This is a genomic window from Antiquaquibacter oligotrophicus, assembly GCF_020535405.1.
Taxonomy (GTDB): Bacteria; Actinomycetota; Actinomycetes; order Actinomycetales; family Microbacteriaceae; genus Rhodoglobus; species Rhodoglobus oligotrophicus.
In genome coordinates this window covers 1,248,347-1,271,380 of record NZ_CP085036.1, presented here as the reverse complement: position 1 = coordinate 1,271,380, position 23,034 = coordinate 1,248,347, and the positions used below count along the sequence as shown (strand labels likewise).

Here is a 23,034-nt window from a genome sequence, read left to right as displayed (position 1 = left end):
CATGACCACCGATCAATCCCGGGCGACCGCGCGCCCCGGGCTGTTCAGCGACACCGAAGTCACCCTCCCCGCCTACCGAATTCGGTGGCTCGCCCGCATCATGTACGGCGACCCGTTCGAGATCGTTGTCATTGCGGTCATCCTCGCCAACGCGGTGTCTCTCGCGATCCTGACCTTCGATGACGTGAACCCCACCGTCGTGTCGATCGCTCGCGCCGTCGACTTCTTCGCGATCATCTTCTACTCGGTCGAACTTGTGCTGCGCATCGTGTCGTATGGGCGCAAACCGTGGATGTTCTTCCGCAACCCCTGGAACGTGTTCGACTTCCTCGTCGTCATCCTCATTCCGTTCCTCAACAACAGCACGGTCATCTTCCGGCTCGTGCGGTTGCTCCGCATTCTCCGCATCTTCCGCTTCCTGCCGGAGGCGCGCATCCTCATGATCTCGATGGTCAAGTCGGTTGCCCCGCTCGCGAACCTCGCCGTGCTCATCGGCTTCCTCATGTTCATCTATGCCATGGCGGGGGTGTACCTGTTCGGCGCGGCGGACCCCGAGCGGTGGGGCAACGTCGGAGCCGCATTTCTCACGCTGACGGTCATGCTCACCCTCGAGAATTTTCCGGATGCCTTCCTCAGCGGTCTCGAGGTCACGCCGTTTGCGCTCCTCTACTTCTTGACCTACATGTTCTTCATCGTGTTCACGGTGCTCAACGTGCTCATCGGCATCGTCATCAACGCGATGGACCAAGCGCGCGAGGAGGTTGCGAAGAATTCCGCTCCGGGGGGAGAGGCCGCGATCAGCCCCCATGAGGAGGAGCTCCAGGCACTGCGCACGCGCCTGGCCGAGGTCGAGGCCGGCTACAAGGTGTCGCCTGACCACTTGCGTCGAATCCGCGAGGAACTGGACCGTCTCGCCTCGAGCTGAGCGTGTCGGATGCTCGCGATAACGTAGAGCGACTCGACATGTGAACGCTGTGAACATAAGGTGAGGGGACTATGAGCTCGACGACGGACGATTCCGGCACTCCCCAGACCCCCGCGCACGAACCGCCAGCCGGCGGTCTCCGCACGTTCTACCAAGTGCTCGTCAACACGGCGATCGCCAACATCACGACGAGCTACCTCTGGTTCGCCCTCACCTTCTGGGTGTACCTCGAGACCCGGTCCGTTCTCGCGACCGGCGTCATCGGCGGTGCCTACATGCTGCTCGTCGCCGTGTTCTCCATGGTGTTCGGCACGATCGTCGACCGTCACCGCAAGTACGCCGTCATGATCTTTGCCGGCACGGTCACCCTCGGGGCGTTCGCCGTTGCCGGCGCGCTTTACCTCTTCTTCCCGGAGAGCTCACTGCTGAACATCGGCGGACCGATGTTCTGGATATTCACGGGCGTCATCCTCTTTGGCGCGGTGGTCGAGAACATGCGCAACATCGCCCTCTCCACGACGGTCACGCTCCTCGTTCCCGTCGAGCGCCACGCCAACGCGAACGGTCTCGTCGGCACGGTCCAGGGTGTGGCGTTTATGGTCACGAGTGTCTTCAGTGGGCTTTCTGTCGGGCTCCTCGGCATGGGGTGGACGATGCTCATCGCCATCGCTCTCACCGCAGTGGCGCTCATCCATCTGTTTTTCCTCCGCATTCCCGAGGAACAACCGCACGTGCCAGAGAAGGCCCCATTCATCGACCTCCGGGGCAGCATCACGGCCGTCCGCGCTGCGACCGGACTCTTCGCGCTCATCATCTTCTCGACGTTCAACAACTTCATCGGTGGCGTCTACATGGCGCTCATGGACCCGTACGGGCTCGAGCTGTTCCCCGTCGAGCTGTGGGGTGTTGTGCTCGGCGTGACCTCAACGGGCTTCATCATCGGCGGACTGGTGATCGCCAAGTTCGGTCTCGGTCGCAATCCGATCCGAACCATGCTGCTGCTCGTCATGCTCATGGGATTCCTCGGCGCGACCTTCACCCTGCGCGAGTGGTGGTGGCTGTACGCGCTCGGAATCTGGGTCTACATGGCGATCATCCCCGCGGTCGAGGCGGCAGAGCAGACCGTCATTCAGAAGGTTGTGCCCTTCCGCACGCAGGGTCGAGTGTTCGGGTTCGCCCAGGCCTTCGAGTCGGCAGCAGCGCCGATCACCGCGTTCCTCATCGCGCCCATCGCCGAGTTCATCATCATCCCGTTTATGGGCACGGATGCCGGCCGCCAAAGTTTCGGTTGGCTGCTCGGTGACGGCGAAGCGCGTGGCATCGCGCTCGTGTTCCTCGTCGCGGGACTCGTCATGGTGCTTGCCGCGATCGGTGCATTCTTCACCAAGTCCTACCGCAGGATTTCGGCGCAGTACGCGGGCCAGACCGAGTCCGTGAAGCCCGACGAGGTGCCGGCACCGGACCAGCCAGCGGATGTCGCGGGTCTGACCGACGGGCCGCGCTAGCACGGCATCCGACCGGCGGACAATCTCGCGAACGGTCGCTGACCTGCTCTTTACCGTCGTGTGAACTATTGCTGTGAGCTCTCGACAAGGCGAGACCGCTCTGTCTATGCTCGGGCCTAGCCCCCCAAAGAGGGGGCGTCTCGTGCTGCAACAGATCTCACACAAGGAGAACAATGCGATCCTCCCGTTCCGTTCTGAGGAGGATTGCCCCAGCGGCTGTCCTCGCTCTGGCCCTCACTGCGGTCGGCACCGTGCCGGCCGCACACGCCGCAGACCCCGTCACCGTTGACCTGCTGAGCATCAACGACTTCCACGGTCGGCTCGAAGCGTCCTCGCCCATCGCCGGCGCGGCAGTGCTCGCCGGAATGGTCGATTCCTACCGCGCGGCCAACCCGAACACTCTGTTCGTTGGCGCGGGCGACCTCATCGGCGCCTCGACCTTTACCTCGTTCATCCAGCAGGATGAGCCGACGATCGAAGCCCTCAACGTCATGGGCCTCGACACGAGCTCGTTCGGCAACCATGAGTTCGATCACGGTGTTGACGATGTCGTCAACCGCATTGAGCCGCTCACCGACTGGGATTACCTGGCGGCGAACCTGTACCAAAAGGGCACGAGCACTCCAGCATTCCCGGAGTACTTCGTGCAGGACTTCGGTGGCGTGAGTGTCGGCTTCGTCGGCGCGGTCACCGAAGAGCTGCCGAGTCTCGTCTCCCCGGCGGGCATTGCCTCGATCGATGTCGGGCCGGTGGTTCCGGCCGTGAACCGGGTGGCCGACCAGCTGAGCGACGGAAACCCGGCCAACGGCGAGGCAGATGTCGTCATCCTGCTCGTCCACGAGGGTGCGGCGACAACGAACATTGCGAGCGCGACGGATGACTCGCCCTTCGGTCGCATCGTCACCGGCGCCAACGCGAACGTCGACGCCATCATCTCCGGCCACACGCACCTCGCGTACAACCACACCGTTCCGATCCCGGGTACCGACAAGACGCGTCCCGTGATCTCGTCCGGTCAGTACGGCGAGAAGTTCGCTCACTCCGCCATCCAAATCGACCCGGACAGCGGTGAGATCGTGTCGTTCACGACCGAGATTAAGAACCTCTTCGGTGCGTATGCTCCGAACGCCGAGGTCGCCCAGATCGTGGCTGACGCTGTGGCCGTCGCGCGCGAGCGCGGCTCGGTCAAGCTCGGTGACATCACTGCCGATCTCAACCGCGGTGTGCAATCGGGAGGCGCTGAAAACCGCGGAGCCGAATCGACTCTCGGTAACTTCGTCGCCGACGTGCAATTGTGGGCAACGGAGGACTCCGGATCCCAGATCGCCTTCATGAATCCCGGCGGTTTGCGTGCCGACCTCAAGTACGCCATCAACCCGACCACCCCCGGTGACGGGACGGGTGTCGTGACGTACTCGGAGGGCGCCGCTGTTCAGTCGTTCGCCAACACGCTCGTCACGAAGGACATGACGGGTAACCAGATCAAGCTCGTGCTCGAGCAGCAGTGGCAGCCATCCGGCGCGGCGCGTCCCTTCCTCAAGCTCGGCATCTCGGAGGGGCTCACCTACACCTACGACGCCACCGCTGCCGCTGGCAGCCGCATCACGCAGGTCTGGCTCGACGGCACTCCCCTCGATCCGACCGCGACGTACCGCGTGACGATGAACTCGTTCCTCGCTTCCGGCGGAGACAACTTCGGGGCATTCGCGCAGGGCACCAACCCCGCCGACTCCGGCAAGGTCGATCTGCAGAGCATGGTCGAGTACTTCGAGGAGTTCCCCGTCGTCTCACCCGATTACACGCAGCGCGCCGTTGGCGTGAAGCTTCCGACGCCAGACGGTGACGGTTTTGGTGTGGGTGACGAGGTGACCCTCTCGCTGTCGTCGCTGCTGTTCTCGCAGGATGGTCCGCGCACCGGGACGGTCAACGTCAGCTCCGAGGGCACGCTGCTCGGCTCTGCGACGATCGACCCGTCGATCGTGGACACGACCGATGAGGTTGGCCGGGCATCCGTGACCATCACGGTTCCGCTCACGACGCAGAGCACTCTGCCGCTGACCATCACCGTGCCGTCCACCGGAACGACGACAACCGTCGATCTGCCGGTGATTCCGGCGGAGCCTGAGCGCATCGGTGGCGCCAACCGCTACGAGGTCGGCGTGAACATCTCGCAGGCCTCCTACCCGGAGACGGCTCCCGTCGTCTATGTCGCGAACGGCGAGAACTACCCTGACGCACTGTCGGCCGGTCCGGCGGCGGCGTTCGAGGGTGGCCCGCTGCTGCTCGTGCGGCCTAACGAGGCACCGGATGCCGTACTCGCCGAGATCGAGCGCCTCCAGCCGTCGAAGATCGTGGTCGTCGGTGGAACACTCTCGGTGACCGAGGGCACCTTCAACGACCTCAAGGAACTCGCAGATGAGACAGTGCGCATCACGGGCGCCAACCGCTACGAGGTGTCGCGCAACATCGCCGAGTACGCCTTCGGCGGCGAGGATGTGCCGGTCGCGTACGTCGCGACGGGTGAGAAGTTCCCGGATGCCCTCTCCGCCGGTGGCGCGGCCGGTGTGCAGAACGCACCCGTGCTGCTCGTGCGCGGTTCGGCAACGGACCTCGACGCGGCAACGGAGGACCTGCTCGACAGCCTCGGCACAACCGAGACCCGCGTGCTCGGTGGCGAGGCGTCGGTGAGCGCTGGTGTCTTCACCGATCTCGCGGCGATCACGGATGCGACCCGCTTCGGTGGTGCCAACCGCTACGAGGCGGCGCGCGCAATCAACAGCGACGCGTTCGAGTCGGCCGACCAGGCGTTCCTCGCGACGGGGCTCAACTTCCCCGACGCGCTCGCCGGTTCGGCGTGGGCTGCCACGAGCGGTTCGCCCCTCTACGTGGTGCCGGGTAACTGCATCACGGCGGGTGTGCTCGCCGACCTCAACACCTTGGGCGTCTCCGAGGTGACGCTGCTCGGCGGCGAGGCTTCGCTCTCGCCCGAGGTCGCGGAGTTGGCGGTCTGCCAGTAGTCGATTGACGCGGTGTGGGGCTCGGCTTAGGCCGGGCCCCACACTCGTTAAGGCTCGTTAGGCGTTCATCCCGGCGATCTGGATGAGGTTGCCCACGGTGTCATCGAATACGGCGATGGTCACGGGCCCGGCGTTTGTGGGCGGCTGCGTGAAGACGACGCCCCGCTCGACGAGGCGCTCGTATTCTGTTTGCACGTCGTCGACGCCGAACGAGGTCCACGGGATTCCGTCACCCACGAGAGCGTCGGTGAAGGGGGTCACGGCGGGGTGGTCTTTGGGCTCGAGGGAGATCTGCGTGGCATCCGGCGCCTCGGGGGAGGCCACGGTGATCCACGAGTGCTCGCCGAGTGGCACGTTGGCGATGGGCACAAAGCCGAGCACGTTCGTGTAGAAGTCGAGGGCCTTCTGCTGGTCGTCGACGAAGATGGTCATGGCGGTGATCTTCACGGGGTCTCCTTGGGTGGCCAGCGCTGCGCGATCTGCGCGAGCGGTGTGGTGTCGAGGGTGTGGAACTTGTAGCGTCCCCGCTTCTCGGCATGGACGAGCCCGGCCTTCTCGAGCACGTCGAGGTGCTGCGAGATTGCTTGGCGGGTTGAGTTGAGGCCGTGCTTCATCGCGAGCCGCGTGCAGATCTCGAAGAGTGTCTGCTCGTCGCGTTCGGCGAGTTCGTCGAGGATCGCGCGACGGGTGCCGTCGGCGAGCGCATGGAAGATTTCGACCACGGGGCTACGATAGGCAAGCGAGCGCTTGCATGTCAAGGGTGGGCGCCCGTCACGCTCGATGGGTGCGTCGATAGGCGGTGGGCGAGAGGCCGAGTTGGGATGCGAGATGCCGCCTCAATGAGGTCGCTGTGGCGTAACCAACCTCGGCGGCAATGGAATCGATGCTCAAATCGGTCGCCTCGAGGAGGTGCCGTGCGGCTGCGATGCGCTGTTGTGTGATCCACTCACCCACCGCGAGGCCGGTATCGGCTCGAAACCGACGTACGAAAGTTCGTTCGCTCATGTGCGCATGCTGGGCGAGGCGCGCGATGCTGAGGTCGTCGGCGATGCGCTCGAGCGCCCAGACGCGAGTCGACGAGGTGGAAAGATCCGGGGCATCCGGAATCGGGCGCTCGATGAACTGAGACTGGCCCCCCTCTCGGTGCGGGGCAACCACACACCGTCTCGCCGCTTGAGTTGCGACCTCGACCCCGAAATCCTCGCGGATCAGGTGCAAGCACAGATCGATACCGGCGGCCGCGCCTGCCGAAGTCATCACCGATCCATCACCGCTGAACAGGACGTTTTCGTCGAGCTCAACCTCGGGGTACCAATCCCGGAAGAGGGGTGAACACTGCCAGTGTGTCGCCGCCGTGCGTCCGATGAGGCGCCCCGCCGCCGCAAGAGTGAAGCTCCCCGTGCAGATCGAGACAAGCCGAGCATCGTCGCGCACTCGCTCGAGGGCGGACTCCATTTCCACGGTGAGGTGCGGTCGAAGCATCCGGGGGTCCACCGGCGCGATGATGACCGTGTCGGCCGAGGCCAGGATCTCGGGACCGACACTCGGCACGACGTCGAACCCGGCGTTGGTGGTGATGGGCTCACCCGTCGGCGTAGAAAGCTGAACGTCGTACGCGCTGTCGGTGGCACCAAAAATTCGCGACGGAATGCCCAATTCAAAGGGGTATGCGCCCTCTTGTGCGAGAACGACCACCAGGTGGGCTGACGTTGAGTGCATGGCGAGATTGTATCGAAAGGTGACGTGTCGGTCATTGGTGTGAACGAGTGCGCTCCCTAGCGTTGAGTTGTGTCAGAAACGATGTTCGCCGTCACACAAAACGAGCCCGGCGGCCCCGATGTGTTGACGTTTTCGCGCGTAGCCCGCCCGGAACCTGGTATCGGTGAGATTCTCATTCGCGTTCGAGCCGCCGGAATCAACCCGGCCGACCACATGAACCGTCGGACCGCTGTCTTCAGCGGGCCCCCGCCCTTCATTCTCGGGTGGGATGTTTCCGGTGACGTTGCGGCCACCGGGCCGGGCGTGACGATCCACCAACCTGGTGGCGAGGTTTTCGGGCTGCTGCCGTTCCCCCGCGGTGCCGGGGCGTACGCAGAGTATGTCGTCGGCCCGGCGCGGGCGTTCGTGCCGAAGCCCGCGCAGCTATCGCACCCTGAGGCCGCTGCACTGCCGCTTGCAGGCCTCACCGCGTGGCAGTCTCTCGTCGACACTGCCGGCCTCACGCAGGGCCAGCGAGTACTCATCACCGGGTCCACCGGCGGAGTCGGGCACCTTGCGTTGCAGATCGCGGCGCAGCGCGGCGCGCACGTCATCGCGGTCGCGTCGACCGGCAACGTGGAGAGAGCTCGGGCACTCGGCGCGCACGAAGTGATCGATTATCGCAGCGCCGATTTCGCGGCTGAGGTGCGCGATGTTGACGTTGTGCTCGAGGCGATCGGTGGCGACTACCCCGCCCGAGCACTCACAACTCTCCGGCACGGCGGAACACTCGTCTCCACGTTGCCGCAAAGCCTCGTCGGTCTCGCTCCGAGCGCCCAGGCGCGCGGAGTGCGACTGGCGGGACTATTCGTTGAGGCGGACCGCATGGGGATGCTCGCGCTCTCCCATCTCGTCGACTCCGGCGCACTGCGCCCGACGATCGCGGCACAGTACCCACTCGCCGATGCCGCTCGCGCCCATGCCACCGAGCACGGCCCCGGCAAAGTCGTCCTCGTCGTCGACTGACCAATCCACCCACGAAAGGCTTCATCATGACCGACCCACGCACCACCGTTAGCACGGCCGTCTCCCGGCTCTTCGGCGAGAAGGATGCCTCCGCGATCGACGACTTCTTCGGGCCCGTGTACGTGCAGCATTCGGCGCTCGGAGTCGATGGGCTGCCGGGCATCCGGGGCCTGCTAGCTGGCCTGCCCGACGGCTTCCGCTATGAACTCGTGCGCGTGCTCGCGGACGGGGACCTCGTGGTCACTCATGGCCTCTACTACGGGTACGGCGCGGCTCCCGTCGTCGGGTTTGACGTCTGGCGCGTCGAGGGCGACCGCATCGTGGAGCACTGGGATGCGCTCGCTCCGTCCGTTGGGGACGCGACCGCGGCCGTGGATGGGCCTGTCGCCCCCTCGTCATCGGATGCCGAAGCCTCACGCGGACTTGCTCTCGCGCACCTGGGGGCCGGTCGAGCCGCCGTCGCGGTTGAGCACACTCCTGCGCTCGCGATTGCGGGCCCCTACGCTGTGGATGCCGTGCACACGGTGATCGCAGACGGCGACTTCGTCTTCACCAGATCCGAGGGTCGTGCCGCTGAGGCGAAGGCGATCCTCAACGACCTGTGGCGCGTCGAGGGCGACGCGGTCGTCGAGCACTGGACACTCATCGCGCCCGTGCCGGCGACCCTCCCGCACGACAACGGGGTGTTCTAACTACACCAGCCCGTGCTCGTAGGCGAACACGACGACCTGCACACGATCGCGAAGCATGAGCTTGCGCAGGATGCTGCCGACGTGCGTCTTGATGGTCGACTCGCTGAGGAACATGGTCGAGGCGATCTCCGCATTGCTGAGTCCGCGAGCGATCGCGACGAGCACCTCGCGTTCCTTCTCCGTGAGCGTCTCATACTCCGCAGGCATGGGTGTGACCTCGCGCACGGTGCCGAGGAGCGCCCCGAGGTCGTCGGGTGCGATAACCGCGGTGCCGGAATGCACGGTGCGGATCGCCGCGGTGAGCAGTTCCGGCGCGGCATCCTTGAGCAGGAACCCGCTCGCGCCGTACCGGATCGCCGTTGCGGCCCGATCGTCGAGGTTGAACGTCGTGAGCACGATCACGCGCACGGGCTTCGTGCGTTTGGCCGCGGCATCCGGGGCGAAGATCTGCCGGGTCGCCTCGACACCGTCAAGCTCCGGCATGCGGATGTCCATGAGAACGACGTCTGGCGCAGTCTCGGCGACGAGTCGCACCGCTTCGGCGCCGTTCGCCGCTTGACCAACAACCTCGATGTCGGGTTCGGCGGCGAGTGTCACCGCGACCCCCGAGCGGAACAACTCCTGATCGTCGACCAGTAGAACCGTGATCACGCGGATGCCCCCTCCCGACGCACGGGAATGTGCGCCGTTGCCACCCACTCTGCCCCGTCGGGGCCCGTGTGCACCGTGCCGCCGACCGCGGCGAGTCGATCGCGTGCACCGTCGAGGCCCGTCCCCCCTCCGGGGCCCGGGGTTTCGGCGGTCGTGTTGCGTACGACCACCACGAGTTCATCGGGGCGCCAGTCGAGGGTGACGGCAATGCCCTCCGCGGTGACGCCGTGTTTGAGTGCGTTGGTGAGGAGCTCCTGCAGTGTTCGGTACGCGACGACCTCGAGCTCCGGGGGGAGCGGCCGCGCGGACCCGATGGTCTTGAGTGCCACGTCGGTCCCGCCGCTGCGAACTCCCTCGATGAGCGTGTCGAGGTCGTCATTGGTTGCGGCCGCGGGGCCCTCGTCGGAGAGAACACTGCGAACGTCCTTGAGCGACTTGCGTGCCGTCTCCGCGATGTTCGCGACGGCCGATCGGATCCGGTCGAGCTCGTCGTCGGGGAGTGCACGCGTCGAGTCCGCCTGGGCGACGATGACGGCGAGCGAATGTCCGACCACGTCGTGTACGTCTCGCGCGAGTCTGGCTTGCTGGGCGGTGAGGTCGGCGAGCTCTTGGCTGCGTTCGGCGTCGGCCTCGGCATCCGCCCGCTCGCGTTCTGCCGTTCGGCTGCGCTCGCGGAAGCGCAGAACGAGCCCGAGCGCCCACGGCGCACCGAGGAGGGCGGCGACGAGCACAAATCCGATCGCGAGCCCCGTCGACACGTCGTACACCCCGAGGCCCGCGACCGAGACGATCGCTCCCAGCAGATCGCGCAGGCCGGATTCCTGCACCACTCCGCCGATCCCCGCGAACCACGCATAGACCACAACCGCGATGCCGGCGAGCGGGATGGATGCCACGCTCGCGACGACGGTTCGGGTGCTTCCGTAGCGGCTCGTGCCGTAGGCGACCAGCACGACCGCGAGCTGGACGAGGGCGGTGTCGAGACCCGCTGCAACCTGCACGATCGCGGTGAACCACACGAGTGCGAGAGCGACGGCGGGCGCACGACGGTAGAGGGTGACGGCCGCGGCGGTCCCGAGCACGATGAGGCTCGACGCGACCACCGAGGCCGCACCCACCACCAGCGAGTACGGGTCGAGGGGCAGCCAGAACGCGGCACGCAGGATGCGTGCGAAACCGAATACGAGCACGGCTCCGCCGAACACGAGATCCAGCGGGCGAAGTCCCCACCTCATGCGAGCACCCTTCCGAGCGCCGCGTCGACGAGGTCCGCCACAAGCTCGGCATACGGGATGCCCGTCGCCTCGAACATGCGGGGCACCTGCGATCGCGCCGTCAGCCCCGGCACCGTGTTCACCTCGTTCAGCACGAACCCATTGTGGGTGAGGAAGAAGTCGACACGCGCGACCCCGGAACACCCGAGTGCGTCGTAGACCGCGAGCGCCTGCCGTTCGAGGTCGCTCTGCTGGGCGGGTGTGAGCGCGGCGGGCACGCGGAAGTCGGCGGTCCCGTCGTACTTGGTCTCGGAGTCGAACACCGCACCGCTGACCACGATCTCCAGCGGCGCGGAAACCATCCGGCTCCCGTCCGCGCGCGTCACCACCGCGACGTCGATCTCGCGACCCACGATGTACTCCTCGACGAGAACACGATCGTCGAACCCTCTCGCGACCTCGAGTGCGGCGGTCAGCTCCGACTCGTCGTCGACCCGAGCGACCCCGAAACTCGACCCGGCAGCGCTCGGTTTGACGACGGCGGGGAAGGTGCCACGAGCGGCGCGGGCCGTGCGCACCCCGACGGACTCGGCAATCAGTTTTGTCGTGACCTTGTCCATGGCCAGGGCGCCAGCGCGCAGGCCGGAACCCACGTAGGGCACATGAGCGAGATCGAGGAGGGCGGCGAGAGTTCCGTCCTCGCCGCGCGGTCCATGGACGACGGGGAACACGACGCCACAGCGCTGGAGCTCGTCGACCGCCTCCGCCAGCGTGATCCTGGCGCCACGGGCATCCGTCCACCGGCCGTCGCGTTGGATGGTGAGCGCCACGACCTCGAAGCGGTCGTGGCTGCGAAGGGCTGAGCACACGGATGCTGCGCTCGCCAGCGACACGTCGTGCTCGGGGTTCTCGCCACCACCGATGACGGCGACGCGGGTCACGCGACGCTCCGCACGACGCGGGAGCCGATGCCGGTCATGATCTCGTGGGGAATCGTGCGCGACCATCGAGCCCAGTCGGCGATGGTCGGCTCACCGTCGTCTCCCGGCCCGAACACGGTGACGATATCGCCCGCTTCGACTCCGAGCGTGCCAACGTCGATGACGAGTTGGTCCATCGAGACGGTTCCCGCGAGAGGTGTGCGACGACCGCGCACGAGAACACTCGCGTTGCCGGACGCGATGCGGGGGATGCCGTCCGCGTAACCGAGGGGAATGAGGGCGAGGCGTGTTGCGCGGTCGGTCACGTAGCTGTGGCCGTAGCCGACGGGGGTTCCGCGAGGGACATCGCGCACACTCACGACGGGAGCGGTGAGGGTCATCGCCTCGCGCAGGCCCGCGCCTATGCCGTAGAGGCCAGCGCCGATGCGGCAGAGATCGAATCGCGCCGCGGGTTCATTGAGGGCCGCTGCGGTCGCGGCGAGGTGGCGGATCGCCGGGCGAAGCCCCACCGATCGCAGCACCGCCTCGGCTTCGACGAAGCGGGTCACCGCTGCGGCGGTGGCCGGATGCCCCGGCTTCTCGCCGAGCCCCAGGTGCGACATCATCCCCACGACGTCGATCTGCCCGAGCCGCTCCGCGCGCCGTGCTGCCGCCGCGAGCGTCAGCCACTGCTCTCGCGGCGCGCCATCGCGCGCCATCCCGGTGTCCAGGTGGAGGTGGACGCGGGCCGCCAGGCGGGTGGTTCGAGCCGCACGGGTGATGGCGTCGAGGTGGTCGACACTCGGCACGGCGAGCTCGATTCCGGCGAGAAGGGCGGCGTCGAAGTCGCTAGCGCGGTGGGTAACCCACGCGAGGATTGGTGCGTCGGTGACCGCTCGGAGGGCGATCGCCTCATCGAGTGTTGCGACACCGAGGGCTATCGCTCCGTTTGCGAGCGCCGTGCGCGCCACCTCGGCTGCGCCATGGCCGAACCCGTCGGCCTTGACCACCGCCATGAGTGTGGTTTTGCTGGCGAGGGTGCGCGTGTTGTGGCCTACGGCGTCGAGGTCGACGGTGAGTCGGGGCTCGGTGAGCATGCTGCTGCTGGCGGTGAGGGCGATCATGTCATCCACGCTAGAAACGGCACCGATGGACGACATCGGGCTGCAGTGCCATCGCGGTGGTACCTCAGGATGATGTGCGCTGTGCCGCTCGCCTCAAATGATTGAGGCATGATCACGAACAAGAACCGGCTCGCCGGACTCGCGCTCGTCGGCGCGATTCTCGCCATGGCGACGATTTTTGCTGCAGCCGCAGCGGCCGCTCACTGGTTTGCCGCGCGGCAAGCATCGGTGATCGATGAGTCGACCGCTGGCTACGCCACGGCAGCGATTTTCGGCCCGATCGTTCTCGCGCTCGGCGCAGCGTCGTGCGGTGCATTCGCGCTTTTCGGAGCCAACTTTCCCATTCGGCGAGGGGTTGCTGCGTGGGGTCTCTCCCTGTTTGCCGCCTGCCTCCTCGGCGTCGGGCTACTGCTCTTTTCGATGGTCTCGCCGACGCCGGTGTGGACAAATGCGTTCTGGGTCTCCCTGCTTCTCGTGGGACTGGTGATCGCTGGCATCTGGGTGCTCATCGCGCGCGCGAGATTCGACGGGACGCGAGCAGCTGACTCCGAGCGCAACTATCCCGACGGCTAGCCTTGGCCCCATGCTGAGGATCGGAGTGCTCGGGGCCGCCCGGATCACGCGGGACGCCCTCATCCGGCCGGCGGCCACCATCGACGGTGTCGAGGTCGCCGCGATCGCGGCACGCGACTCGCAGCGCGCGTCCGATGCTGCAGCGCGGCACGGCATCCCCGTTGTCCACGCGTCGTATGAGGCACTGCTTGCCGACGAGAGCATCGATGCCGTCTACATTCCGCTACCGAACGGGCTCCACGGGCGTTGGACGATTGCCGCCATCGAGGCGGGCAAACACGTGCTGTGCGAGAAGCCCTTCACGGCGAATGCGGACGAGGCTCGCACGGTCGAGGCGGCGTCCGCCGCATCCGGTCTCGTCGTCATGGAAGCCCATCACGCTTCGCATCACCCGCAAACCAAACGCGCCGCCGAGATCGTCGCGAGCGGGATGCTCGGCGAACTCCTCTCCGCCGAGGCGTCGTTTATGGTGCCGATGCCCCCGAGCAAGGACATCCGCTGGAACGTCGACCTCGCGGGTGGATCCCTCATGGACCTCGGGTGCTACCCGATCCGATGGCTTCGCGACGTGCTCGGGGTCGCACCCGAGGTGCTCTCGGCGGCGGCATCCGACCACGACGGAATCGACGCGTCGATGGATGCCCGGCTCCACTACAACGGAGTGCCCGCCCGCGTGCGCGCCGCCATGTGGGGCTCTCCGCCGCTGCTCATCGCCGCGAATGTGACGGGGTCCGCCGCGACGATGACCGTGCGGATGCCCTTCACCCCGCAACTCGGCGGCAAGATCGGCGTCACCGGTCGCGGGGTGCGACTGCGGGAGCGGGCGTCTCGGCGGTCGAGCTATTCGTACCAGTTGGAGGCGTTCCGGGACGCGATCGAGGCGGGCGGGCCGGTATTCACGTCGGTCGCCGCAGCGGTCGAGACAATGCAGACGATCGACGACGTGTACCGTGCCGCGGGGATGTCTCCTAGGCGGGCGACGACTCCTTGAGCTGGCCCGCTAGCCAATCGAACACGCGCTGCGCCACGAGACCCCGCGCGAGCGGCTCACAGTGCCCGGCGCCTCCCTCCGCTGCGGTGAACCTCAGCAGGGTGGACACACCTGGGGTGAGTTCGGCGAGTTGCTCCGCCTGGCCGGGCCAGAACTGTTCGTCCTCGGGGGAGAGGATGAGGAGGGGCGTGGTGATCTGGGAGGCGACTTCGGTGGCGTTGTATTTGCGCACCTCGGTGATCGTGTCGGCGTAGCCCTCCGTGCCGTACGGCCGCGCGCGGAACTCCCACGTGCGACCGGTCTCGGCCGATATCTTCATGCCGAACGCCATGTCGCGGTCGAACTTCTCGGTGTCACCCTCGTCGAGCACGTGGAGCAGGCTCTGCGGGAGGTGACCCGTCCAGGATGTGGAGACATCCACCACTCCCGGGTCGACGACCGCCGCGGCGAACCGATGCTCGAAGGCGATCGCCCGCGTTACCCAGTAGCCGGCCTGACTGATCCCGTACACGGCGAGGGTGCCCTCCTCCACGTCGTCGCGTGTCAGGAGGTAGTCCACGACCGGGGTGAGCACGGCCTCCCAGTCGAACCGGAAGGGGACATTGTGTTCGAAGAGCTGCGACTGCTGGCCGGGTCCATCGAAGAGGAGAACGTTGAAGCCGCGGCGCAGCGCTGGGCCTCCCACCATGGACCACACACTCGCGAGCGAGCCGTCGCTCCCATTGACCGCCACGAGGGTGGGGCCGCCGCCGCCCGAGAAAAAGTACCCGGGCAGCGACGAACCCTCGTACGGGATCTCCACACGCTCGGCAGCCGGGGACTGATCGATGAAACCCTCCCAGGCGGCCTTCTGTTTCTCAAACGTCGGCACCAGTTCGGTCGACTCCTTGAGCGAACTGACCGCGTTCACCGCGACCCCGTAGTAGTTGCTCGCGCGAAGGTAGGCCTCCGCGGCGCTCACCGTGTGGCCGGCCTCGGCAGAAGACGCTGCGGTCGCCGCGGTGCGAGCGGCGAGGGCATCCCACGCCGCAAACCATGCATCGTGGTCGCCTTTGGCGATGCCGTACGTCGCGGCGAGCACCTCGCCGATATCGGCTGCGCGTTCGACGGCACTGCCGATCACCGTGCGAATGTCGAAATCGAAGTCGTCGTTGTCAGAAAAACGGATGGCGCGCTTCATCACTGGAGTCCCCTTTACTCGCACCGCCATCCTCGACGGCGCTCCGCTACGGGGTCAAGCTGCCCGGCATTGCACGCGAATTGCACGGGCCTGGTGTCTATCGCGCGTGCTGTGGGTCTGCCATACTCAAGCATCCGCATTCGGGGCTGACCGCACAGCCTGACCTGGAGTTTTCCCACACATGAACGTTCGCAAGACTTCCGCCGCCTTCGCGGCCGTCGCCACCGCCGGCGCATCCAGCTTCTTCCTCGGGGCCACCCCGGCCATGGCAGCCCCCGGTGAGCCATGTCTCGATGGCGTGCTCGTCGAGCCCGGTATCTGTGAGCTCAGCTACACGGACGGCGTGGAGAACGTCTTCACACCGACCGCTGAGATGACCCAGCTCGAAGTTCTCCTGGTGGGAGCCGGAGGTTCGGGTGCCGACCAGCCCGAGGTCAACACGGCAGGCTACGCGGCCGCCGGTGGCGGTGGACAGGTCACCTACATCGACTTCAGCGGTTCGACCGACGAGATCGACATCGCCGTGGCCGCGGCGGGCGGCAGCATCAGCACCGCCGACAACGGCTCGATCGCCGATTCGGCAGCCAACGGCTCGGATGCGCTGACTACCGAGGGCTCCAACATTGGTGGCAACAGCGGTGACAACGAGTACGAGGGTTACTCGGGCACTCTTGCTGGTGGTGGCGGAGCTGGCGGTGACGCCGACGTCGCCAACGGTGGCGATGGCGTCATCGTGAGTTCGCTCGTTGCACCCGGATCACTTTTCGAGAACGACGACCGTTGCTTCGGTGGCGGTGGCGCCGCCGGCTCGGCAACCGCACAGGGCTTCCCCGGCTGCGGTGGCGGCGGCCCTATCGACGCACTGGGCACCGGCCTCGTCGCGGCGGTACCCAACAGCGGTGGCGGTGGTGGGGGCCTCACCACCACGCAGTCCGCGGAGCTCCGCGCGGGCGCCGACGGTGTCGTGCTCGTGCGCTGGAACGCGGCGCCCGTCACCCTCACGTTCGACGTGCGCGGCAAGGGTGTCGCCCCCGCAGCCCAGGAGGTCATCCCCGGCTTCGCTCCGACTGCTCCCGTTGCACCGAAGGCTGCCGGCTTCGAGTTCAAGGGCTGGTTCGCGGATGCCGCGCTCACCGTCCCCGTCGACTTCAGCACCCCGCTCACCGAGTCGACCACCTACTACGCCTCGTGGGCTCCCACCCTCGCCGCGACCGGTTCGACGACGGATGCCGCAAGCCTCCCGATCGCCCTCGGCATTCTCGCCGCGGGGGCCGGCCTCGTCGTCGCCGCCACCGCACGCAAGCGTCGCCAGAGCTAGACCAATCACAGCGAAGGCCGCAGCCCGTCACAGGGTTGCGGCCTTCGTCGTTTTCGCTGCTCTACTGCCCGAAACGCTCGGCGAGCTCGCGGCGCAACGGTTTGCCCGTCCGGCTGCGCGGGATGGAGTCGACGCGTGCAACGAGCGCGGGGGCGGCAGCGCCGAAAGTGGCCCTGAGGTCGGCGACGACGGCCTTCGGGTCGACGTCGTCCGACGCGACGAGTGCGAGACCCACCTGCGCGAGGCCCGACCCTGAGGTGTAGGTGAAGCTTGCGGCATCCGTGACACCCGGGTGGTCGAGTGCGGCGTGATCGAGCAGATTTGGATCGAACTTGACGCCGCCGGCGTTCAGGACCTCGGAGTCGCGACCCGCGAGCGTTAACCCGCCATCCTCGCGGAAGAAGCCGCGGTCGCCCGGATAGAACCAGCCATCGCGAAACACCTCGGCCGTGGCCTCGGGGTTGCCGAGGTAGCCTTCGGCCATCCCCGGGCTGCGGTGCCGGATGACCCCGACCTCGCCCGGTGCCACAAGCTCTCCGGCCTCGTCGACGATTTCGATCGTCGACCCCGGCTGTACGTGGCCGACATCGAAGGGGTCGTCGGACTCGTAGGGCCTGATCGTCGCGCCGCCGGCTTCTGTGGATCCGTAGCTCGTAAGCACGAGGCATCCCTCGAAGACGCGTCGCGCACGTTCAGCGGCCTGCGGAGGCATGACCGTTCCGGCGACCATAGCGGATTGCACACTCGGGAGGGTGCGGCCTTGGCGCTCCAGTTCGTCGATGATCGCGACCACCTGTGCTGGAGAGCCCTTGAGGGTTCGCACCTGATGTTTGTCGATCATGCGAATGAGGGTTTCCGGGTTCGCACCGCCCGCACTGAGGAACGGCTGGCCTGCCTTCATGCTCAGGAAGAACTCACCGATACCCGCGACGGTGCCGGTGTCCATGAGTGAGAGGTACGGGCTGCCCTGGAACCACTGGGGGAGCGCGGCATCCATCAGCATCTCCATACGCCGACCCAGAGCGATCGCCTTCGGTGTACCGGTCGTGCCGCTCGAGAACACGATGCGGAGAGTGTCGATCGTATGCTCGCTCGCACGTATCCCGTACGGGTTCTGCTCGATTCGCTGGAGGAACGGGGCATCGACGAGCACCGCGGTGGCGTCGTTCGGCGCGGCCGTTCCTCGATTGGTGAACAGCCACCGCACCCCGACGCGCGGGTCGACCGTCGCGCCATCCGGGATCACCGTGCTGATGCCGCCCTCGTGGTAAACGGCCTCGGTGAACATGATGCTCAGCTGGTCGGGAAGGTCGAGGGCGACGATGTCGCCGGGAGCCACGCCCAGACGGCGGAGCTCGTAGGCGATCTTCTTCACGTTGACGACCGCGTCCGCGTTCGTGATCGTCTGAGTGGGAGTGTGAATGAAGACGCCGTGAGGATTCTCGTCGGCGTGCCTCTGCAGGTAGAGGAACGGGTTCGGTGCGGACATGGTCCACAGGGTAGCGGGCTAGCGGCGGCGAAGCTCGGCCGCGTAGTCGTCGAGGACACCAAGGATGCCCGCGTGCTGGTAAACCCGGCCCCGGGCCCGACCTGACCTCTCTTGCAGCACCCCGCGTTCCATGAGGGTCTCCACAGCGCGGAACGCGGCACGCTCGGGAAGCCGCAGCGCGTCTCGCAGGAATTTCACTGTCACTATCGGCTGGCCGACGAGCAGCGGGATGACGCGGTGCGCGGCAGCATCCGATCGGATTCCCTCGAGCGACTCAGCCGATAGGAGCACTTGCGTGTGCAACTCGTCGACCAGTTCAACGCCGCTGCGGGCGGCGAACCGGGAAGCTGCCGCGAAGGTTTCGATGATCGGTGCTGCGTCACCGGCGCGATAGCTCGTCAGTGCGTCGAAGTAGCCTTCCGTGTCGCGGAGAAGCCCTGCTGACACTGGTGCTGTGGCGCGCGCCACGATGCCGGAGTGACGTAGGACCGCGTGCACCAGAGCTCGACCTGCGCGCCCGTTGCCGTCCGAGAAGGGATGGATGGTCTCGAGTTGCGCATGGGCGATCGCCGCCTGAACGAGAGGGGGCAGGTCGCTGCGCCGGAGGAAGGTGACGAGATCCGACATCAACGCGGGGACGTCGTCGTGCGATGGCCCCACGTGACTTGCGCCTCGAGGGCCGTACTTGGAGCCTCCGACCCAGACGAGCGAGGCGCGGTACTGTCCGGCCCACTCGGGCTTGTCGGCGAGTAGCTCCGAGTGCAGCTGCAGGATGCCCGTCTCATCGAGGTCGTCCGCGAGTGCGAGGGCGGCCTCCATCGCGTGGGTGTTGCGCACGATGAGGTTTGCGTTCTCCGCAGTGGACTCGCCCAGCTCGGCGAGGGCGATCTGTCGGGCGCCAGCGGTGATCTGCTCGATATGGGATGAGGAAGCGCTCTCGGTTCGCAGGAGGATTGCCGACATAGGGGCGAGTTCTCCGTCGCCGAGGCGAGTGGTGGCGTACGTGTCGAACCGCGACAACTCTTGGGTGGCCTCGTCGACGCTCGCCGCTACGGCGCCCGGGAGGTCGAGAACCAGGTGAGCGATCGCGGGAACAGTGGGCCTGAGGTACGGGCCGTTCTCCCGCTGGCGTACGGTTCTGCTTGCTTCGGGGTGGGCCACCGTCCACACGTCCTCGACGTAGGTGAGTGGTGTCACGGGGACAACTTCTGACATTCTCCGCTCCCGCTACTGACATTTATAACAATAAATGTCAGTAAAGCACACAGTGCTGACATTTAATGAACTAAATGTCAGTAATTGTCGTCCTTGCTGGCGGCTGCGTGATCCATCGCCTTCGCGAGGAGTTCGTCGAGCGTTGCGCGCTCGGCGTCGGTGAGCGCTCGCAGCGGGCTCGCATCGTCGAGGGCTCGCGTCATCCGCTCGACCACCTCACGGCCGTGCTGGGTGAGGGTGAGTCGGCGGCGCCGAGCATCGGCGGGATCGGGGATCCGTTCGGCGAGATCGAGCGATTCGAGGTGCCGCGCGAGGAGGGTGAGGTTGGAGGCGTCACACGACAGCGCGGCGGCGGCCTCGCTCATGGTCAGGTCGGAGGTGATGCTTCCGCCCAGGGCCCACAGGAGTGCGCCCTGCGTCTCCGAGAGCCCCACCTCGTGGAGCACGGGCACGGCGGCTGCCCGGTGCGCGCTGGCGATGCGTTCCACCGCAGTGATCGTCGTCGACAGGGGCATCAACACTCCATTGCTTGATTAACTCAAGCAAATACGCAACACTGCTTGAGTAACTCAAGCATAGGAGAATCATGGCCCAGACCACAGTCCTCGAGATCGGCGGGCGCCGACGCAGCTACGTGCACGTCGCGCCCTCCGCACCGAATCCCGACGCACCGCTGCTCGTCGCGCTGCACGGTACGACGCAGAATCCGCGGGCCATGCGGCGCTTCAGTGGCGGCACGTTCGACCACCTGGCCGAGTCACTCGGCGCGGACATCGTGTACCTCACCGGGTACCGCCGCGCGTGGAACGATGGTCGGCGCATCCAGACCTCTGCCGCCCAGCGGGAGAACGTCGACGATGTCGGCTTCGTCGAGTCCGTGATCGAACGGTTCGGCCGACCCGTCATCGCGATCGGCTACTCGAACGGCGGGCAACTGTTGCACCGGTACCTGCGCGAAAGCGACACACCTCTCGCGGGCGCGATGCTCATCGCCGCGGGGCTCCCCGTGCCGAGCGACCGAGAATATGGCGACGACCTGCGTCAGAGCATCCCGACTCTCCTCATCCAGGGCACGGCCGACCCGGTCATGCCCTTCGCGGGTGGTACCGTGCGTCTCCTCGGCCGCAGCAAGGGTGACGTGCTCTCGGCGCGCGAGACCGCGGCTGCATATTCCGCGACGACGGATGCCCCGCTCGAGTCCACCGAGGGCTCCGTGACACGTACCGACTGGCCCGGAGTGCGCCTCGTCACCCTGGAGGGAGCGGGCCACGTCATCCCGAATCGTGTGACGTCGCCGCCGTTCGTCGGGCCCTCGCTGCGTGTCCTCGATTCGGGCGAAGAGTTGCGGTCGTTCTTCTCCACAGCCGCGGTGCTTCCCCCGGTTGCAGCCACCGCCTAAAGCCGTCGGCGGGCGCGCCTAGGCTGGAACGCATGACGTCTGCCACAGCGCCCGCCCTGCAGGTGCTCGAGACGACGTTCGGGTACGACAGCTTCCGCGGGCAGCAGGGCGAGATCATCCAGACCGTGGTCGATGGCGGGGACGCCCTCGTGCTCATGCCGACGGGCGGTGGCAAGTCGATCTGCTACCAGATCCCCGCGCTCGTACGCGAGGGCACGGGTGTCGTCATCTCCCCCCTCATCGCGCTCATGCAGGATCAGGTGGATACCCTCGCCGCCGTCGGCGTGCGCGCGGCATACCTCAACTCCACCCAGAGTCTCGAGGCGCGCCGCGAGGTGGAGGCCGCGTTCCTCTCTGGGCAGCTTGACCTCCTGTATCTCGCGCCCGAGCGGCTGCGCGCTGCGGCCGACCTGCTCGATCGCGGACGTCTCGCCCTTTTCGCGATCGACGAGGCGCACTGTGTGTCCCAGTGGGGCCACGATTTCCGGCCCGAGTATCTCGGGCTCTCGATGATCCACGAGCGCTGGCCAACCGTGCCGCGCATCGCGCTCACCGCCACCGCGACCGCGGCCACCCGCAAGGAGATCGCCCAGCGCCTCGACCTCGGCACCGCGAAACAGTTCGTGTCGAGCTTCGATCGGCCGAACATCCAGTACCGCATCGAAGCGAAGGCCCAGCCGCTGCAGCAATTGCTCTCGCTGCTGCGCACCGAGCACGCGGGTGATGCAGGCATCGTGTACTGCCTGTCGCGGGCATCCGTCGAAAAGACGGCCGACTTCCTCGTGGAGAACGGCATCACGGCGTTGCCGTACCACGCGGGGCTCGACTCGGGGGTGCGAGCGCGCAACCAGTCGCGCTTCCTCCGTGAGGACGGCCTCGTGATGGTGGCGACCATCGCGTTCGGTATGGGAATCGACAAGCCGGATGTTCGTTTTGTCGCCCACCTCGATCTGCCGAAGTCCGTTGAGGGCTACTACCAGGAGACCGGTCGCGCCGGTCGCGACGGCCTGCCCTCCACCGCGTGGCTGGCCTACGGCCTGCAGGATGTTGTGCAGCAACGCCGCATGATCGACCAGTCCGAGGGCGACCTGGCCCACCGGCGCAACCTTTCGGCGCACCTCGACTCGATGCTCGCGCTGTGCGAGACGATCGGCTGCCGTCGGGTGCAGTTGCTGCAGTACTTCGGGCAGGAGTCGGAGCCTTGTGGCAACTGCGACACGTGCCTCGCGCCACCCGAAACCTGGGATGGCACGGTGCCGGCGCAAAAGCTGTTGTCGACGGTGGTTCGCCTGGAGCGCGAGCGTAACCAGAAGTTCGGTGCGGGTCACATCATCGACATCCTCCTCGGCAAAACCAATGACCGCATCACACGCGGGCGGCACGACGCGCTCAGCACGTACGGCATCGGACAGGACCTCAGCGAGCAGGAGTGGCGCGGTGTCGTGCGGCAGTTGCTCGCGCGGGGGCTGCTCGCCGTGCAGGGCGAATACGGTGTGCTCGTCATCACCCCCACCTCGGGTTCCGTGCTCTCGGGTGACACCCCCGTGCCGCTTCGCCGGGAGGCGGCTCGACCCTCCAAGGCTGCCCGGCGTGCGGTCGCGGCCGACCTTCCCGGCGACGCGATGCCGCTCTTCGAGAAACTGCGAGAGTGGCGGGCCGGCGAAGCCAGGGCGCAAGGTGTTCCCGCCTACATCGTGTTCGGCGACGCGACCCTTCGAGGGGTCTCGGTGACTCGTCCGACAACCCTCGCCGAACTCTCGCAGATCAGTGGCGTCGGTGAGAAGAAACTGGAGCAGTACGGTGAGGCCGTGCTTGCGGTTGTTGCGGGTCGGGAGCCGGAGGCCCCGGGCTCGCAGGTGCGGGATGCCGTGGCATCCGGAACCCCGGCGGCGACAGCTCCCGTCGCGGGCTTCGCGCCGGAACCCGACGATGCCCCACCCTTCGACGACGCCCCGCCGGACGACGCCTACCCGCTCTACGAGTAAGCGGCCCGACGGAGGCAGCTCCGACTGGTAGGACGTCGCTGAGCGACGCATCGCGCGCGCAGGTTTGGTGACGCCGCGGGTGTTTGTACGGGCGCGCAGTCACCAAACCTCC

21 protein-coding genes are annotated in these 23,034 nt (G+C 66.7%); 10 read left to right on the top strand and 11 right to left on the bottom strand.

Annotated elements, in window-relative coordinates; all coding sequences use genetic code 11:
• The first annotated feature begins 1 nt into the window (after window position 1).
• From LH407_RS06335 to LH407_RS06325, 3 genes are all read left to right on the top strand, one after another.
• Entirely contained in the window at window positions 2-925 is a 924-nt protein-coding gene (locus LH407_RS06335; RefSeq protein ID WP_322134832.1) for an ion transporter, read from the top strand.
• A gap of 71 nt (window positions 926-996) precedes the next feature.
• Window positions 997-2,430: an MFS transporter gene (locus LH407_RS06330; protein ID WP_322134833.1), complete on the top strand. Its 1,434-nt coding sequence runs from the start codon at window positions 997-999 to the stop codon at window positions 2,428-2,430.
• A 173-nt stretch (window positions 2,431-2,603) separates the two neighbouring features.
• Window positions 2,604-5,447: a cell wall-binding repeat-containing protein gene (locus LH407_RS06325; RefSeq protein ID WP_322134834.1), complete on the top strand. Its 2,844-nt coding sequence runs from the start codon at window positions 2,604-2,606 to the stop codon at window positions 5,445-5,447.
• Window positions 5,448-5,504: 57 nt separating this feature from the next.
• Here the strand turns inward: LH407_RS06325 and LH407_RS06320 are convergent, their stop codons facing one another.
• The 3 genes from LH407_RS06320 to LH407_RS06310 are packed head-to-tail and all read right to left on the bottom strand — an operon-like array spanning window position 5,505 to window position 7,166.
• On the bottom strand, window positions 5,505-5,894 hold the full coding sequence (locus LH407_RS06320) for a VOC family protein (protein WP_322134835.1): 390 nt from the start codon (window positions 5,892-5,894) through the stop codon (window positions 5,505-5,507).
• A complete protein-coding gene (locus tag LH407_RS06315) occupies window positions 5,891-6,169 on the bottom strand; it encodes an ArsR/SmtB family transcription factor (protein ID WP_322134836.1) in 279 nt (92 codons plus the stop codon). The genes LH407_RS06320 and LH407_RS06315 overlap by 4 nt, the downstream gene beginning before the upstream one ends.
• A gap of 49 nt (window positions 6,170-6,218) precedes the next feature.
• Window positions 6,219-7,166 carry a GlxA family transcriptional regulator gene (locus tag LH407_RS06310; RefSeq protein WP_322134837.1) on the bottom strand — a complete coding sequence of 316 codons (948 nt, stop codon included), beginning with the start codon at window positions 7,164-7,166 and terminating at the stop codon, window positions 6,219-6,221.
• A 69-nt stretch (window positions 7,167-7,235) separates the two neighbouring features.
• Between LH407_RS06310 and LH407_RS06305 the strand changes: the two genes are divergently transcribed.
• Both LH407_RS06305 and LH407_RS06300 read left to right on the top strand, forming a co-directional pair.
• A complete protein-coding gene (locus LH407_RS06305) occupies window positions 7,236-8,171 on the top strand; it encodes an NADP-dependent oxidoreductase (protein WP_322134838.1) in 936 nt (311 codons plus the stop codon).
• A gap of 26 nt (window positions 8,172-8,197) precedes the next feature.
• Window positions 8,198-8,863 (top strand): nuclear transport factor 2 family protein, encoded by a 666-nt coding sequence (locus LH407_RS06300; protein WP_322134839.1) that lies wholly within the window; start codon window positions 8,198-8,200, stop codon window positions 8,861-8,863.
• Here the strand turns inward: LH407_RS06300 and LH407_RS06295 are convergent, their stop codons facing one another.
• Genes LH407_RS06295 through alr form a run of 4 tightly spaced genes read right to left on the bottom strand, consistent with a single transcriptional unit; the run spans window position 8,864 to window position 12,772 of the window.
• Window positions 8,864-9,514 (bottom strand): response regulator, encoded by a 651-nt coding sequence (locus LH407_RS06295; RefSeq protein ID WP_322134840.1) that lies wholly within the window; start codon window positions 9,512-9,514, stop codon window positions 8,864-8,866.
• A complete protein-coding gene (locus LH407_RS06290; RefSeq protein ID WP_322134841.1) occupies window positions 9,511-10,749 on the bottom strand; it encodes a sensor histidine kinase in 1,239 nt (412 codons plus the stop codon). The genes LH407_RS06295 and LH407_RS06290 overlap by 4 nt, the downstream gene beginning before the upstream one ends.
• Window positions 10,746-11,669 carry a D-alanine--D-alanine ligase family protein gene (locus LH407_RS06285; protein WP_322134842.1) on the bottom strand — a complete coding sequence of 308 codons (924 nt, stop codon included), beginning with the start codon at window positions 11,667-11,669 and terminating at the stop codon, window positions 10,746-10,748. The genes LH407_RS06290 and LH407_RS06285 overlap by 4 nt, the downstream gene beginning before the upstream one ends.
• Window positions 11,666-12,772: an alanine racemase gene (alr, locus tag LH407_RS06280; RefSeq protein ID WP_322134843.1), complete on the bottom strand. Its 1,107-nt coding sequence runs from the start codon at window positions 12,770-12,772 to the stop codon at window positions 11,666-11,668. The genes LH407_RS06285 and alr overlap by 4 nt, the downstream gene beginning before the upstream one ends.
• Before the next feature lie 108 nt (window positions 12,773-12,880).
• Here alr and LH407_RS06275 point away from each other — a divergent pair, with 108 nt between their 5' ends.
• Both LH407_RS06275 and LH407_RS06270 read left to right on the top strand, forming a co-directional pair.
• Window positions 12,881-13,345, top strand: coding sequence for a hypothetical protein (locus LH407_RS06275; protein ID WP_322134844.1), 465 nt, complete (start codon window positions 12,881-12,883; stop codon window positions 13,343-13,345).
• 10 nt (window positions 13,346-13,355) lie between these two features.
• Complete coding sequence (locus LH407_RS06270) at window positions 13,356-14,336, top strand: Gfo/Idh/MocA family protein (protein WP_322134845.1); 981 nt, start codon at window positions 13,356-13,358, stop codon at window positions 14,334-14,336.
• Here LH407_RS06270 and LH407_RS06265 read toward each other — a convergent pair.
• Entirely contained in the window at window positions 14,314-15,516 is a 1,203-nt protein-coding gene (locus tag LH407_RS06265; RefSeq protein WP_322134846.1) for an alpha/beta hydrolase family protein, read from the bottom strand. The genes LH407_RS06270 and LH407_RS06265 overlap by 23 nt on opposite strands.
• Window positions 15,517-15,697: 181 nt before the next feature.
• Here LH407_RS06265 and LH407_RS06260 point away from each other — a divergent pair, with 181 nt between their 5' ends.
• Window positions 15,698-16,834: a glycine-rich domain-containing protein gene (locus LH407_RS06260; protein WP_322134847.1), complete on the top strand. Its 1,137-nt coding sequence runs from the start codon at window positions 15,698-15,700 to the stop codon at window positions 16,832-16,834.
• A gap of 61 nt (window positions 16,835-16,895) precedes the next feature.
• Here the strand turns inward: LH407_RS06260 and LH407_RS06255 are convergent, their stop codons facing one another.
• The 3 genes from LH407_RS06255 to LH407_RS06245 all read right to left on the bottom strand — a co-directional run bounded on the left by LH407_RS06255 (window position 16,896) and on the right by LH407_RS06245 (window position 20,053).
• Entirely contained in the window at window positions 16,896-18,323 is a 1,428-nt protein-coding gene (locus LH407_RS06255; protein ID WP_322134848.1) for a class I adenylate-forming enzyme family protein, read from the bottom strand.
• Window positions 18,324-18,341: 18 nt separating this feature from the next.
• A complete protein-coding gene (locus LH407_RS06250; protein ID WP_322134849.1) occupies window positions 18,342-19,538 on the bottom strand; it encodes a Fic family protein in 1,197 nt (398 codons plus the stop codon).
• 77 nt (window positions 19,539-19,615) lie between these two features.
• Window positions 19,616-20,053: a MarR family winged helix-turn-helix transcriptional regulator gene (locus LH407_RS06245; RefSeq protein ID WP_322134850.1), complete on the bottom strand. Its 438-nt coding sequence runs from the start codon at window positions 20,051-20,053 to the stop codon at window positions 19,616-19,618.
• Between the two features lie 71 nt (window positions 20,054-20,124).
• Here LH407_RS06245 and LH407_RS06240 point away from each other — a divergent pair, with 71 nt between their 5' ends.
• Complete coding sequence (locus tag LH407_RS06240) at window positions 20,125-20,937, top strand: alpha/beta hydrolase family esterase (protein ID WP_322134851.1); 813 nt, start codon at window positions 20,125-20,127, stop codon at window positions 20,935-20,937.
• A gap of 32 nt (window positions 20,938-20,969) precedes the next feature.
• On the top strand, window positions 20,970-22,922 hold the full coding sequence (gene recQ, locus LH407_RS06235; RefSeq protein ID WP_322134852.1) for a DNA helicase RecQ: 1,953 nt from the start codon (window positions 20,970-20,972) through the stop codon (window positions 22,920-22,922).
• The last annotated feature ends 112 nt before the right edge of the window (window positions 22,923-23,034 follow it).